We start from the raw sequence: 12988 nt of genomic DNA, 5'->3' as shown, positions 1-12988 counted from the left end.
GGCAATGGCGAGCCTAGAAAAACAGGCGACGCAAGGCACTACCCTGCTCGTCTTCCCGCATGAAGGCCTCGCCGACCAGGAAGGCATTCACGTCATGCTCACGCATGTGCTCGACATCGTCGCGCGTGTGAATACCCGACTCGGTGACGACCGTGACATGCTGTGGAATTCGCGGCAGTAGCTCGAAGGTCGTCGCCAACGATGTCTCGAAGGTGCGCAAATCGCGATTGTTGATTCCTACCAGCGTCAAATCCAACGCCAGCGCACGCTCCAGCTCATGAGCATCGTGGACTTCCACCAGCACGTCCATACCCAGTTCATGGGCGTGTTGATGCAATGCTTTCAGGCGGGCGTCGTCGAGTGCCGCGACGATCAGCAGGATGCAGTCCGCGCCGATAGCCCGTGCCTCGCTGACCTGATAGGCATCGACGATGAAGTCCTTGCGGATCACCGGCAGTGCGCAGGCCTCGCGCGCCGCCTGCAAGTCACGCTCGTGGCCCTGAAAGAAGTCGGCATCGGTCAACACCGAGAGGCAACTGGCCCCGGCTTCGGCGTATGCCTTGGCGACCTGGGCCGGCTGGAAGTCCTCGCAGATCACACCCTTGGAGGGCGAGGCCTTCTTGACCTCGGCGATCACCGCCGGGTCGCCCTCCACAATGCGCCGCTCGAGCGCGGCGACGAAGCCTCGCGGCGCGTCTTGCTGGCGCGCCTGTTCTAAAAGCTGTGCTTCGCTGACGCGCGCGCGACGCTCACGAATCTCGTCGTCCTTGCGCGCCAGAATCTTGGCCAGAATCGTCGGCAGGCCGGTGTCGTGTTCATGGCTCATCAGCGGTCGTCCTTATGGGCCAGAATACGCGTGAAATCCGCGAGCTCTTTCATCTTCTCCAGCGGCAGTTTGGACCCTTGAGCATCCTGCGCCAGGATCACGCCCTCTTTCAACGTGTCCGCCACGCCGGCAGCGTAAAGCGCGGCCCCTGCATTCAGCGCCACGATATCCGCCGCCGGCCCTTCTCCCACCAGCGCGGCCTTGACCAGCTTGAGGCTATCCTCGGCGGTCACTACTTTCAGCGGCGCCAGCGACTGGCGTTCAAGGCCGAAGTCCTCCGGTGCGATGGTGTATTCGCGAATCTCGCCGTCCTGCAACTCGGCCACGCGCGTCGGCGCGGCCAGGGAAATCTCGTCGAGACCGTCCTCGGCGTTGACCACCAGCACATGGTCGCTGCCGAGTCGCTTCAAGGCTTCCGCCATGACCGTCAGCAACGCAGGGTCGTAGACACCCAATAGCTGATTCGGCGTATTGGCGGGGTTGGTCAGCGGCCCGAGAATGTTGAACACGGTGCGTACGCCCATCTCGCGACGCGGGCCGATGGCATGACGCATGGCTTGGTGATGCATGGGCGCGAACATGAAGCCGACTCCGACTTCCTGGATGCAGCGGGCCACTTCATTCGGCGGCAGCTCCAGCGAAATACCCGCCACGTCGAACAAATCGGCACTCCCGGAAGACGACGACACGCTACGATTACCGTGTTTGGCGACACGGCCACCGGCAGCGGCAACCACGAAGCTGGACGCGGTCGAGACGTTGAACAGGTTGGCCCCGTCGCCGCCCGTGCCAACGATGTCCACTAGGTGCGTACGGTCGACCTCGACGGGCAGCATCAATTCACGCATCACCTTCGCGGCGGCCGTGATCTCGTCCGCCGTCTCGCCCTTCATCGCCAGGCCGATCAGAAAGCCGCCGATCTGGGCGTCGCTGGCCTCACCGGTCATGATCGCTTTCATCACCGCGTGGGTGTCGTCGAAGCTCAGGTGGCGGCGACGCATCACCGCGCCGATGGCTTCTCGCATCTGCATGTTTCGCTCCTCGTTACGCGCGGCGTTTCAGAAAGTTGGCCAGAAGCTCATGGCCCTGACGGGTCATGATCGATTCGGGATGGAACTGCACGCCCTCGATATCCAGCGTCTTGTGGCGCATGCCCATGATCAGACCGGGCGTGACGTCATCGGCCACGACGCGTGCCGTGATCTCGAGACACTCCGACAGCCCCTGCTCGGCCACCACCAACGAGTGGTAGCGCGTCACCTCGAGCGGGTTGGCCAAGCCATCGAACACACCGCGGCCATCGTGCTCGACCCAAGAGGTCTTGCCGTGCATGACCTGGGGTGCTCGCACCACCTCGCCGCCGAAGACCTGGCCAATGGCCTGATGTCCTAGACAAATTCCGAGGATCGGCAACTTGCCTGCGAAATGGCGCACGGCCTCGAGCGAAATGCCCGCCTCATTAGGCGTGCACGGCCCCGGCGAGATCACCAAATGACTCGGCGCAAGGCGCTCGATCTCCTCCAGGGTGATGGCGTCGTTGCGGTAGGTAACGACCTCGGCCCCCAACTCCGCCAGATACTGCACGACGTTGTAGGTAAAGCTGTCATAGTTGTCGATCATCAGCACGGACATGGTAATAAAGTCCTGTTTCTCTTTAAGTTCTTTGGCATGAGCTCTTGATAACGCAGATTGTTACTCACAATCTTACCCAAGTCGGCCTCTCTAGGTATGCCAGCCGTGCAGGGAGCGATAGACACAAAAATGCCGCCCTGACGGCGGCATTTTGTTCAGTCGCAAGCGTGCCGCCCCTCGCTCAGGAGCGCCACCACTTCATGGGACCGAATGTCAGATCTGGTATATTCATGACCTTAATATTGCTCGCGCGTCACGGGCCATGTCAAGCGCTCGCAGCCGCCCGCGACGTCTGAAAACGCCAGACCGACGCCACGTCCTTTCCACTACCACACGAACCTCTATCGATCACACCTACTCGCCGATGGCACGAACATTCCCGTGAGCGAATGATGTTCCAGCAGGAACATCGCTGTAGACAGCTGGTCACAAGAAAGCCCCTACGTGCTGCGTATGTAGGAGACCGCTCTTTACTGACATGGATACGATTGTATGGATACACGTTTTAAAAGCTTCGCCCTCGCCGGTTTTCTCGGCCTCATATCTATTGGGCAGGCGCAGGCTTTTTCTCTCGACAGCATGAAAGATGAAGCAGCAGACATGATGTCCAGCAGTGGAGGGGGAGGCAATGGAAGCGCCAGCCTGTTGAGCACGCTATCCAGCGGTTCCTTCAATCCCGGAAGCCTTACCAATCTCACGGGCGTGATCAGCTATTGCCAAGATAACGGCTACCTCGGCAGCACCGCCGATATCGCGAAGGACCAAGTCATGGAGCAACTGGGGATCAATTCCGAACCCACCAACGACAATGACTACCAGCAAGGCTTGAGCGGTATCCTTCAGGGCGAGGATCAGGAATTCAATCTGACTTCCCTCGGCGACAAGGTCGGCGAGAAAGCCTGTGGAATGGTTGCCGACCAGGCCACGTCTTTTGTTGGAGGCTAACGCCCCCAAACGGCCCGACTATTGATGCCACTTCGCGTAAGACGTGCCGTGCCGAGCATTGACGGCACGGTCATGACTGGCACTTGATCTCGCCGCGCGACGACGCCATGTCTATACTTAAAGGCATTCCTCATCCGCAGGAGGCACCGATGAAACGCATGATAGGCGCAGCCATTGCCAACTGGTTCCGTAAGCCCGAGAACCGCGAGAAGGCAAAGCGAACGGCGAAGCAGATGGCCGACAAGTATCAGAATCGCCGCAAGAAATCGTCCAACGACTCGCCTTCTCGCTAAGCGTGTCTTGCACGGCGCTACGTCATCACGCAGCGCCGTCTTCCCCTCATACGTATGCCCCTACAGCCACATCAACCGAGATTGTCGAGGCCCCGCTCAGCCATCGCCACCGCGCGAAACAATGCGCGGCCTTTATTGAGCGTCTCCTGCCATTCCTGCTCGGGCACCGAGTCGGCGACGATACCCGCGCCTGCCTGCACATGCAGCTGGCCGTCTTTGATGACCGCCGTGCGAATGGCGATGGCGGTATCCATGTTGCCGTGCCAGGAAAGATAGCCGACCGCGCCGCCGTAAACGCCGCGCTTGACCGGCTCGAGCTCGTCGAGAATCTGCAAGGCACGGAACTTGGGCGCACCGGATAACGTGCCGGCGGGGAAGGTGGCGCGCAGCACGTCGAGTGCCGACATGCCGGGTTTTAGCTTGCCGGTCACGTGGGAGACGATATGCATGACGTGTGAGTAACGCTCAATGGCCATGTTATCGGTGACCTCGACCGAGCCGGTTTCACTGATGCGCCCGATGTCGTTGCGGCCCAGATCAATCAGCATCAAGTGTTCGGCGATCTCCTTGGGGTCGGCAAGCAGTTCGGCCTCGAGCGCCTTGTCTTCCGCTTCATTTTGGCCTCGCACTCGCGTGCCGGCGATGGGACGCACGGTGACTTCGCCGTCTTCCAGGCGCGTGAGGATTTCCGGCGACGACCCGACCACATGATGATCGTCGAGGTTGAAGAAGAACATGTAAGGCGATGGATTGAGGCTACGTAGCGCGCGATACAGGTCCAGTGGCGCCGCGCGATAAGGGATCGTCATGCGTTGCGACGGCACGCATTGCATGACATCGCCAGCCAGCACGTATTCCTTGATTTGTTCGACCGCGTCCTTGAAGCCCGCCTCGGTAAACCCGGAAGTAAAGTGCCCCTCCTCCACCGCCGGCCCTCCGGTGCCGGGGCTGACGGTATTGAGCGTGGCGCTACGCAGCTTCATTTCCAGCGCCTCGAGACGCTCCAAGGCCTGCGGATAGGCATCCGTCGCGTCGGGATCGGCGTGCGTCCACAGCGTCAGACGCCCGGAAAGGTTATCGAAAACCACCAACTCATCGCAGACCATCAGCAGGATGTCCGGCACCCCGATGGGATCAGGCTTTTCCACGCCCCGCAGGCGCGGTTCGATATAACGGATGGTGTCGTGACCGAAATACCCGACCAGGCCGCCATCGAAACGCGGCTGATCGTCTACCTGCGGCACCTTGAAGCGCGCTTGAAACTGCTCGATCCACGCCAACGGGTCTTCGACCTCGGTGGCGCCGAGCACTTCGCCATCGGCGATATGCCGTACTACTTGGCCGCGCACTTCGATGCGCTCGCGACTCGGTAAGCCGATGATCGAGTAACGCCCCCATTTCTCGCCGCCCTGCACGGACTCGAGCAGGAAGGTCCAGGGCGCATCGGCCAACTTGAGATAGGTAGAGAGCGGCGTGTCGAGATCTGCGAGTACTTCGCGGGTCACGGGGATACGGTTATAGCCAGCCTGCGCCAGCTCGGTGAAGCGTTCGGGGGTCATCATGCCCTGCATTCCTTTGGTGAAAGTCTACGTCGTGACGAATTCGCACTTCCGCATGAGGCCGACACACAGACGCGTCGGCGAGCATCACCATCGCCAGCGTTTGACTGCGCGCATCAACGCATGGGCTCTACGGAATGAGGGGGCATCCAGATCCATGAAACGCTATCCGTTATAGCAGATGATTATCAAAGGCTTAGCGTATAGACACCAGCATCGAAAAACACTAAACGAGTTCCCCCAGCGATTCAACCATGACATCCGGCTCGCTCGCGGCCACCGGCTCGCCGTGATTGTACCCGTATGGCACCGCCAATGTGCGAAAACCCGCCCGCTTACCGGCTTCCACATCGTGCCGTGAATCCCCCACCATCAGGCATGCACTCGGCGCGACCTCAAGCCGGTCCGCCAGGTGCAATAGCGGGGCCGGGTCGGGTTTCCTGGTCGACAATGCATCTCCCCCCAGGGACAACGCAAAGTAATGTTCTAGGCCCAGGCATTTTAGAATAGGGTCGATGAACGCGGTCGGCTTGTTGGTAACCAACCCCAGCATCATATCGCGCGCGGCAAGCGCCTCGAGGGCATCGCGAACGCCGGGATAGACGTACGTCAATTGGCATGGCGCTTGCCGATAGTGGCGTAAGAAAGCTTCATGTGCGGCATCGAGCTCCACATCTTGCGCGCCGACGGCATGTAGCGCCCGCTCGACGAGCTTGCGAGACCCGTTGCCGACCCAGTCCCGCACCGCCGCCTCGCCCACCTCGGGCAGCGCCATGTCACGAAGCGCCCCATCGACCGCGGCAGCCAGGTCCGGCACGGAATCGATCAGAGTGCCGTCGAGATCGAAGACCACGAGCCGAATACCCTCAAGGGCGTGGTGTGCCGCGCTGAACGACATGATCGTCTCCTTGAATTAAAAAGCGCCACCATAATGCATGTAATATTACGCAAAAACGCGACGGCGCGCGTGCCTGCCGGTGTTCTTAGTACGTGAACAGCGTTATTCTATACACAGACGTCGCCGACACCAGGCGCCAGCGCTCCCTCGTCACGACGCACGGCCCAACCAGCGCGTGCGCCCGTGCCCTTGCCATTACGCTGCGATGCCCGACCCTGGCGACTTTTTTTCGAACCCTTTCAATGCTTTTCTCCAGGAGTCAGTATGTCCACACCCCGCATCGTGGTGGTCGGTGGCGGCGCCGGCGGCCTCGAACTGGTTACCCGCCTGGGACGCAAGCTCGGCAAGCACCAACGTGCCGAGATCGTGCTCGTCGACCGCAACTCGACCCATATCTGGAAACCCTTACTACACGAAGTAGCCACGGGCGTGCTCGACTCCAGCCTCGACGAAGTCTCCTATCAAGGTCACTCCAAGGCGCATGGTTACCGCTTCCAGCGCGGAACGCTGAGCAATCTCGATCGCGACAACCGCACCATCACCCTGGCGCCGATCATCGACGATGACGGCGTCGTGATCCTCCCCGCCCGCACGATCGACTACGACTATCTGGTCATGGCGCTAGGCAGCGTCTCCAACGATTTCGGCACCCCCGGCGTCGCCAAGCATTGCCACTTCATAGACAGCCCCGGGCAGGCCGAAAACTTCCGTCAGAACATGCTCAACACCTTCCTGCGTTACAGCGACCCTGAACGCCGAACCCATCCCAAATTGAGCGTGGGGCTCGTAGGGGCCGGCGCCACCGGGGTCGAACTCGCCGCGGAGTTGATCGGTGCCTCGAAGATGCTGCACAGCTACGGCTTCACCGCCATGGATAGCGGCAAGCTGGAGATTCATCTGATCGAGGCGGCGCCACGCATTCTGCCGGCGCTCCCCGAACGCATCAGCCAGGCCGTGCATAAGGAACTGGAAAAGCTTGGCGTGCAGATCCACGTTGACACCCGCGTGACCTGCGCCGATGAACACGGCTTCATCACCGCCGACGAGACACGCATCGCCACCGACCTGAACGTCTGGGCAGCGGGGATTCGCGCACCGGCATTTCTATCCGAACTGGGCCTTGCTACCGAGCGCAACCATCAGCTCAAGGTAAACCAGACGCTGCAGAGCCTCGACGACGAGCGCATCTTCGCCTTCGGCGATTGCGCCTCTTGCCCGCAACCCGACGACACGCGCGTCCCACCGCGCGCACAAGCAGCCCACCAGCAGGCCACCTTGCTGTATCACAACCTGCGCGCCGCCATGGACGACAAGCCCCTCAAGCCCTTCGTGTTTCGCGACCGTGGTTCGTTGATCTCGCTGGCCCACTTCGAAGCCGTGGGTAGTCTGATGCGAGGCGCCTCGGCGCGTAGCCTGTTCATCGAGGGTCGCCTGGCGAAGCTGTTCTACGCCTCGCTCTATCGCATGCATCAGATGGCCATTCATGGCGTGGTCAAAACCGGCATGACCGTCGTCGTCGATGGCTTGAACCGTTACTTGCGTCCACGCATGAAGTTGCACTGATCTAGCCGGGCCACCATGATCGAGACATCGCAACGCTCGATCATGGAGCCCGTTCATGCAACATTTTTTCAATGACACTTCACGCGTCGTCACAGACGTTCTCTACGCGGCCAGCCATCTTGCCCCCTTGCGTATTGCCGATCCCCAAAGCGGCGTACGGATTCTGATTCGTCGCGACTGGGAGCGCGATACGCTCGGCCAGCGACAAGTCGCGGTGCTATCCGGTGGCGGCGCAGGACACGAGCCCGCGCATGCGGGCTTCATCGGCGAGGGCATGCTGACTGGGGTGATTTCCGGCAGCCTATTCGCCTCGCCCAGCATGGACGCCGTACTCGCCGCCATTCGCGAAGTCTGTGGGCCGGCCGGCTGCCTACTGGTCGTCAAGAACTATACCGGGGACCGGCTCAATTTCGGACTGGCGGCCGAACATGCGCGTCGCGAAGGGCTCAAGGTCGCCATGGTCATCGTTGCCGACGATATCTCCCTGCCCGATACACCACAGCCGCGCGGCCTCGCCGGTACGCTGCTGATTCACAAGATCGCCGGCTATCACGCGCAGCAGCAAGACTCGCTGGAGAATATTCAAGCCCTTGCTCAACACGCATGCGAGCGCATGGCCTCGATGGGCATGGCGCTCACGCCAGCCACCTTGCCAGGCCAAGCACGTCCCGACCGAAGCCCGGAACTGGGACTTGGCATTCACAACGAGCCGGGCGCCCGGCATATCGTGCCGGATAGCGCACGCGACGCCATGAGCCACGTCGTCACGCCCCTCGCGACCACCCTCGAGGCGCGTGGCCACACCGACAACTGGATCGCCCTGCTCAACAACCTGGGGAGTTGTTCGACACAAGAAATGGGCGTGCTGGCCGCCAGCTTGATCGATGGACTCGACCCAGCACGACTGACTCAGTTCATCGGCCCCGCGCCCTTGATGACCTCGTTGGACATGCACGGTTTCTCGGTGACGCTAATGGCCACCGACGACGCCATGCTGACCGCCTTGCGGGCGCCTACCGATGCCCCCGCCTGGCCCGACGTCCAGGACGTGCGCCAGCCGGACACCTTCACACCCAACCTCGTCGCCCGCAACGGCGCACTGCAAGACAACGCACCCCAGGCGACGCACATTGCGGCGGCGCTCACTCAGGTGCTCAGTGTGTTACGCGGTGCACGTGACGATCTCGACGGGCTCGATGCCCAGAGCGGCGACGGCGATGCCGGCAGTAGCTTGGTGGAGGGCGCCGATGCCATCGAGCAGGCGTTAACGGCAGGCCGGCTGGATACCGCCCACCCCGAACGGTTATTCGCCGGCCTTGGACAATGCCTGGCCACCGGCATGGGCGGCTCGAGCGGGGTACTGCTATCGATCCTGATGACCGCCACGGCAACCAGCCTCGAGCAGCGTGGCTTGGTAGACAGTCTCTGGCAAGGAGTCGAACGCATGCAGACCTATGGCGGCGCCCGGCTCGGCGACCGCACCCTGCTTGATGCATTGATCCCCGCGCTTCAAGCGCTCCAACGAGATGCCACGCTCACCGAAGCGGCCCAAGCAGCGCGTCAGGGCGCCGCGCATACGGCGACGCTCTCCCGCGCCCGAGCAGGACGTGCCGCCTATGTCCCCGACAGTGCGCTGGAAGGTGTCGTCGATCCCGGCGCAGAAGCGGTCGCACGCGTCTTCGAGACACTAGCGCGCTGTCTATGACAGCGGCCTAGGAAGACGGCGCCTCGCCCCCGCGTGCCGCCAACCAGGCACGCTTGGCGGCGGGGCTGAGCTTCTTGAGCGCCGCCTCCCGACGCAGCGCCTCGCCGTGGCTGCCCACGTATTCCGAATGACGCAAGGTCAATGGTCCCTTGCCGCGCAAGGCACGCGCGCCGCGCTTGCCATCGCGATGCTCGCGGAAACGACGCGCCACATCGGTGGTCACGCCGGTATATAGCGCCCCCGCCGCCGTTTCGACCAGGTACAGATACCAGGCCTGAGCGCGTGCAGCGGACTCATCATCGGCCATGCAGCACCCGACTCAACGCTGCGCCAAGGCGTCGCGGAAACCCCGCATGACACTGTCATAACGGTGCGGATCCGCCTCGTCGCGTGCCTTGAATATTGCCGACCCGGCGACGAACGTATCCGCGCCGGCACGTGCGATCTCGGCGATATTCTCGACCTTGACGCCACCATCGACCTCCAGACGGATATCGCGACCGCTGGCATCGATGCGTTGGCGCACCTCGCGCAGCTTATCGAGCGTGCCAGGGATGAAGGATTGCCCCCCGAAGCCAGGGTTGACGCTCATCAGCAGCACCATATCGAGCTTGTCCATGACGTAGTCGAGGTAGGAAAGCGGCGTGGCGGGATTGAAGACCAGGCCGGCCTTGCAGCCACCATCGCGGATCAACTGCAGGGATCGGTCGATGTGTTCGCTGGCCTCGGGATGAAAGGTGATGTAGCTCGCGCCCGCCTCGATGAAGTCCCCGATCAGGCGATCCACCGGTTTGACCATCAAATGCGCATCGATGGGCGCGGTAATGCCATGATCACGCAGAGCCTTGCACACCATCGGACCAATGGTGAGATTGGGGACGTAATGATTGTCCATGACATCGAAGTGCACGATATCCGCGCCGGATGCCAATACGTCCTCCGTCTCCTGACCCAGACGAGCGAAATCGGCGGACAGGATCGAAGGCGCAATCTTGAAGTCGGGCATAAGCAATAAAGGTGCTTTCGGCTGGAAATGAAGGCTTCATTCTAGCGAATGCCGGGCGGAAAAACAGGCTCATGGACGAGCTCGATCACAGTTGCCGTGCATATTCAGGTGCGGTAATCGGTATCCCTTCAAACGACGGGATACGCCTGTTCCGCATGGTTGCGGTGACCACCGTCTGAGGGTAGCGTAGACATATTGGTTCATTCTCCAAACGGCCCGCCATCGCGCGGGATGCGTCTTGGACCGTATCGGTCCCGGAGGTTCCATGGTGTCGAATCCACCGAGTGGAGATGACCAAGTACCGCTTCTCTCGCGTGCCGTCAATGTCAGTCGCAGCGAGTTGCCCGGCCTGCTAAGCGCTGCGGCTTATTTCTTCTGCCTGTTATGCAGCTACTACATCCTGCGACCAGTGCGCGACGAGATGGGCGTGCGCGGCGGCGTGGAGAACATGCAGTGGCTATTTACCGCCACGTTTTTTGCCATGCTTCTCGCCGTACCGGTGTTCGCCACCCTGGCCGCACGCTTTCGTCGTACGCGCCTGATCCCCGCCGTCTATGGCTTTTTTATCGCCTGCATCGCCCTGTTCTGGCTATGGTTGCGCGTCGACATGCAGATGGTCTGGGCGGCACGTAGTTTCTTCGTCTGGCTGTCGGTGTTCAACCTGTTCGTCGTATCGGTCTTCTGGAGCTTCCTGACCGATGTGTTTACGAATCGCCAGGCGACGCGCCTGTTCGGTGCCATCGCCGCCGGCGGGAGCGCCGGTGCGATCGGCGGCCCGGCGATCACAGGCGTACTGGCCCAGCAACTCGAGCCGGCAGGCCTATTGCCCATCGCCGCCGTCATCCTTGCCTGCACCCTGCCGTGCATGTGGGTACTCGAACGCTGGTCCAGCCGCAGTAACGAGCACGGCACTACGAACCAGCCGCTCGGCGGTACGCTGTTTGAAGGAGTGAAGGCGGTCCTGCAGTCGCGTTATCTGCTCGGCATCTGCCTGTTCATCTGGCTATACACGACGCTGGCCACGTTCCTGTACTTCATCCAGGCCGACATCATCAGCAATACCATCGATGACAGTGGCAACCGCACCTCGGTATTCGCGACCATCGACCTGCTTACCAACACGCTCACCGTCGGTATCCAACTATTTCTCACCGCCCGGGTCGTTCAGTACTTTGGCCTCGGCCGTGCGTTGTCATTCGTGCCGCTGCTCGTCGCCGCGGGCTTTGTGGTGCTGGTCGCGGCGCCCGTGCTACTCAGCATCGCTGCCGTCCAGGTGCTCCGGCGCGCCGGTAACTATGCGCTGGCGAAACCGGGCCGAGAGATGCTGTTCACGGTCGTGCCACGATTCGAGAAGTACAAGTCGAAGAACTTCATCGATACCGTGGTCTATCGCGGAAGTGACGCCATCGCGAGTTGGGTCTATACCGGATTGACGGGCCTCGGATTGGGTATCAGCGGCATCTCGGTCGTCGCCATTCCCGTGGCGCTGATTTGGGCGGTTATCGGCTATCGCCTCGGCATATCGCGTCAGGCAAGGGCCACCGACACTGCACCCCCGTCTCGACGGCGGCAAGGAGAACCCGATGATCGACGACAATAATTTTCCCGGCAGGCGCGGTCCCCTATCGCGCCGCGCGTTCCTCCAGCTGTCCGCAGGCGCGGGCCTATTGGCCGCACTTGGCCCGACGGCACTACGCGCCGCATCGGGTACGCTGAACGTCCGTGAAATCCCGGCTTCCGGACAGCACATTCCGGTCATTGGACTTGGCACCGCACGCACCTTCAATGTCGATCCCGATAACACCGCTGCGATGCGGCCGCTGGAACAGGTCCTGCAGAATTTCTATGGCGGTGGCGGTCGGCTCGTCGACAGTTCACCGATGTACGGACAGGCTGAAACCGTTGTCGGCCGGCTCGCGGAGCGGCTCGATATCGCCGACGTCCTGTTCATGGCCACCAAGGTATGGACACGTGGCAGGGAGGCCGGGATCGAGGAGTTGGAGGCTTCGCGTAAGCGCATGGGGGGCGGCCACCTCGACCTGGTCCAAGTTCATAACCTGGTCGATCTACAGACCCAGCTCGATACCCTCAAGGCCTGGCGGGACGAAGGCAGGATCCGCTACATCGGCGTCACCCATTATACGGTGTCGAGTCACGAACGCCTGACCCGGATCGTCGAGCGCGAGCCGATCGACTTCGTCCAGTTCAACTACAACATCGCGACCCGTCATGCAGAGAAGCGTCTACTACCGGCCGCGGCCCATAACGGTGTCGCGACCCTGATCAACGAGCCGTTCGAGAGAGGATCACTGTTCGGCCGGGTCAAAGGCGAGTCACTGCCCGAATGGACCAAGGAACTCGGCATCGAGAGCTGGGCGCAACTGTTCCTCAAGTTCATCGTCAGTCACCCGGCGGTGACCTGCGCCATCCCGGCGACGAGCGATCCGGAGCACGCAACGGACAATATCGGTGCTGCCCATGGCTCACTCCCGGATGCTGACCAACGCGAGCGCATGGCGTCACTGGTGCGCTCACTATGACCCGATGCCATACAGCATGGC

At 61.6% G+C, this 12988-nt stretch carries 13 protein-coding genes; 6 read left to right on the top strand and 7 right to left on the bottom strand.

All coding sequences use genetic code 11. The features are described from left to right. Positions 1-13: 13 nt before the first annotated feature. From trpC to LUN51_RS15755, 3 genes are read right to left on the bottom strand one after another with little or no spacing between them, the layout of a single operon-like run. Positions 14-826 (bottom strand): indole-3-glycerol phosphate synthase TrpC, encoded by an 813-nt coding sequence (gene trpC, locus LUN51_RS15765; RefSeq protein ID WP_277812002.1) that lies wholly within the window; start codon positions 824-826, stop codon positions 14-16. Continuing rightward, positions 826-1857 (bottom strand): anthranilate phosphoribosyltransferase, encoded by a 1032-nt coding sequence (gene trpD / locus LUN51_RS15760; RefSeq protein ID WP_277812001.1) that lies wholly within the window; start codon positions 1855-1857, stop codon positions 826-828. Before trpD ends, trpC begins: the two co-directional genes overlap by 1 nt. Positions 1858-1870: 13 nt before the next feature. Then, entirely contained in the window at positions 1871-2458 is a 588-nt protein-coding gene (locus LUN51_RS15755) for an anthranilate synthase component II (protein WP_277812000.1), read from the bottom strand. A gap of 492 nt (positions 2459-2950) precedes the next feature. Here LUN51_RS15755 and LUN51_RS15750 point away from each other — a divergent pair, with 492 nt between their 5' ends. Together LUN51_RS15750 and LUN51_RS15745 are read left to right on the top strand one after the other, a co-directional pair. After that, complete coding sequence (locus LUN51_RS15750) at positions 2951-3403, top strand: DUF2501 domain-containing protein (protein WP_247640365.1); 453 nt, start codon at positions 2951-2953, stop codon at positions 3401-3403. 149 nt (positions 3404-3552) lie between these two features. After that, complete coding sequence (locus LUN51_RS15745) at positions 3553-3696, top strand: hypothetical protein (protein ID WP_277811999.1); 144 nt, start codon at positions 3553-3555, stop codon at positions 3694-3696. Positions 3697-3767: 71 nt separating this feature from the next. Here LUN51_RS15745 and trpE read toward each other — a convergent pair whose 3' ends face one another. Beyond that, a complete protein-coding gene (trpE, locus tag LUN51_RS15740) occupies positions 3768-5255 on the bottom strand; it encodes an anthranilate synthase component I (RefSeq protein ID WP_246895360.1) in 1488 nt (495 codons plus the stop codon). Between the two features lie 226 nt (positions 5256-5481). Then, entirely contained in the window at positions 5482-6153 is a 672-nt protein-coding gene (locus tag LUN51_RS15735; protein ID WP_277811998.1) for a phosphoglycolate phosphatase, read from the bottom strand. Positions 6154-6417: 264 nt separating this feature from the next. Between LUN51_RS15735 and LUN51_RS15730 the strand changes: the two genes are divergently transcribed. Continuing rightward, positions 6418-7716, top strand: a complete 1299-nt coding sequence (locus LUN51_RS15730) for an NAD(P)/FAD-dependent oxidoreductase (protein ID WP_247640366.1) — start codon at positions 6418-6420, stop codon at positions 7714-7716. A gap of 55 nt (positions 7717-7771) precedes the next feature. Beyond that, positions 7772-9421 (top strand): dihydroxyacetone kinase subunit DhaK, encoded by a 1650-nt coding sequence (locus tag LUN51_RS15725; protein WP_277811997.1) that lies wholly within the window; start codon positions 7772-7774, stop codon positions 9419-9421. Between the two features lie 7 nt (positions 9422-9428). Here LUN51_RS15725 and LUN51_RS15720 read toward each other — a convergent pair whose 3' ends face one another. Next, the gene (locus LUN51_RS15720) at positions 9429-9728 is read right to left on the bottom strand and encodes a GIY-YIG nuclease family protein (protein ID WP_075368807.1); all 300 of its coding nucleotides are present in this window, start codon (positions 9726-9728) and stop codon (positions 9429-9431) included. A 12-nt stretch (positions 9729-9740) separates the two neighbouring features. Beyond that, positions 9741-10427, bottom strand: a complete 687-nt coding sequence (gene rpe / locus LUN51_RS15715) for a ribulose-phosphate 3-epimerase (protein WP_277811996.1) — start codon at positions 10425-10427, stop codon at positions 9741-9743. A 265-nt stretch (positions 10428-10692) separates the two neighbouring features. Here rpe and LUN51_RS15710 point away from each other — a divergent pair, with 265 nt between their 5' ends. Together LUN51_RS15710 and LUN51_RS15705 are read left to right on the top strand one after the other, a co-directional pair. Beyond that, complete coding sequence (locus tag LUN51_RS15710) at positions 10693-12027, top strand: NTP/NDP exchange transporter (RefSeq protein WP_277811995.1); 1335 nt, start codon at positions 10693-10695, stop codon at positions 12025-12027. After that, positions 12011-12967 (top strand): aldo/keto reductase, encoded by a 957-nt coding sequence (locus LUN51_RS15705; protein ID WP_277811994.1) that lies wholly within the window; start codon positions 12011-12013, stop codon positions 12965-12967. Before LUN51_RS15710 ends, LUN51_RS15705 begins: the two co-directional genes overlap by 17 nt. Positions 12968-12988: the final 21 nt, after the last annotated feature.

The sequence above is a fragment of the Chromohalobacter canadensis genome (assembly GCF_029544075.1).
GTDB classification, from domain to species: domain Bacteria; phylum Pseudomonadota; class Gammaproteobacteria; order Pseudomonadales; family Halomonadaceae; genus Chromohalobacter; species Chromohalobacter canadensis_A.
This window is presented reverse-complemented; position numbering and strand designations above follow the sequence as displayed.

What these genes read in the sequence shown, in the direction of transcription:
- trpC (WP_277812002.1), bottom strand. Translation starts at nt 826, where the DNA reads ATGAGCCATGAACACGACACCGGCCTGCCGACGATTCTGGCCAAGATT.
- trpD (WP_277812001.1), bottom strand. Translation starts at nt 1,857, where the DNA reads ATGCAGATGCGAGAAGCCATCGGCGCGGTGATGCGTCGCCGCCACCTG.
- LUN51_RS15755 (WP_277812000.1), bottom strand. Translation starts at nt 2,458, where the DNA reads ATGTCCGTGCTGATGATCGACAACTATGACAGCTTTACCTACAACGTC.
- LUN51_RS15750 (WP_247640365.1), top strand. Translation starts at nt 2,951, where the DNA reads ATGGATACACGTTTTAAAAGCTTCGCCCTCGCCGGTTTTCTCGGCCTC.
- LUN51_RS15745 (WP_277811999.1), top strand. Translation starts at nt 3,553, where the DNA reads ATGAAACGCATGATAGGCGCAGCCATTGCCAACTGGTTCCGTAAGCCC.
- trpE (WP_246895360.1), bottom strand. Translation starts at nt 5,255, where the DNA reads ATGACCCCCGAACGCTTCACCGAGCTGGCGCAGGCTGGCTATAACCGT.
- LUN51_RS15735 (WP_277811998.1), bottom strand. Translation starts at nt 6,153, where the DNA reads ATGTCGTTCAGCGCGGCACACCACGCCCTTGAGGGTATTCGGCTCGTG.
- LUN51_RS15730 (WP_247640366.1), top strand. Translation starts at nt 6,418, where the DNA reads ATGTCCACACCCCGCATCGTGGTGGTCGGTGGCGGCGCCGGCGGCCTC.
- LUN51_RS15725 (WP_277811997.1), top strand. Translation starts at nt 7,772, where the DNA reads ATGCAACATTTTTTCAATGACACTTCACGCGTCGTCACAGACGTTCTC.
- LUN51_RS15720 (WP_075368807.1), bottom strand. Translation starts at nt 9,728, where the DNA reads ATGGCCGATGATGAGTCCGCTGCACGCGCTCAGGCCTGGTATCTGTAC.
- rpe (WP_277811996.1), bottom strand. Translation starts at nt 10,427, where the DNA reads ATGCCCGACTTCAAGATTGCGCCTTCGATCCTGTCCGCCGATTTCGCT.
- LUN51_RS15710 (WP_277811995.1), top strand. Translation starts at nt 10,693, where the DNA reads ATGGTGTCGAATCCACCGAGTGGAGATGACCAAGTACCGCTTCTCTCG.
- LUN51_RS15705 (WP_277811994.1), top strand. Translation starts at nt 12,011, where the DNA reads ATGATCGACGACAATAATTTTCCCGGCAGGCGCGGTCCCCTATCGCGC.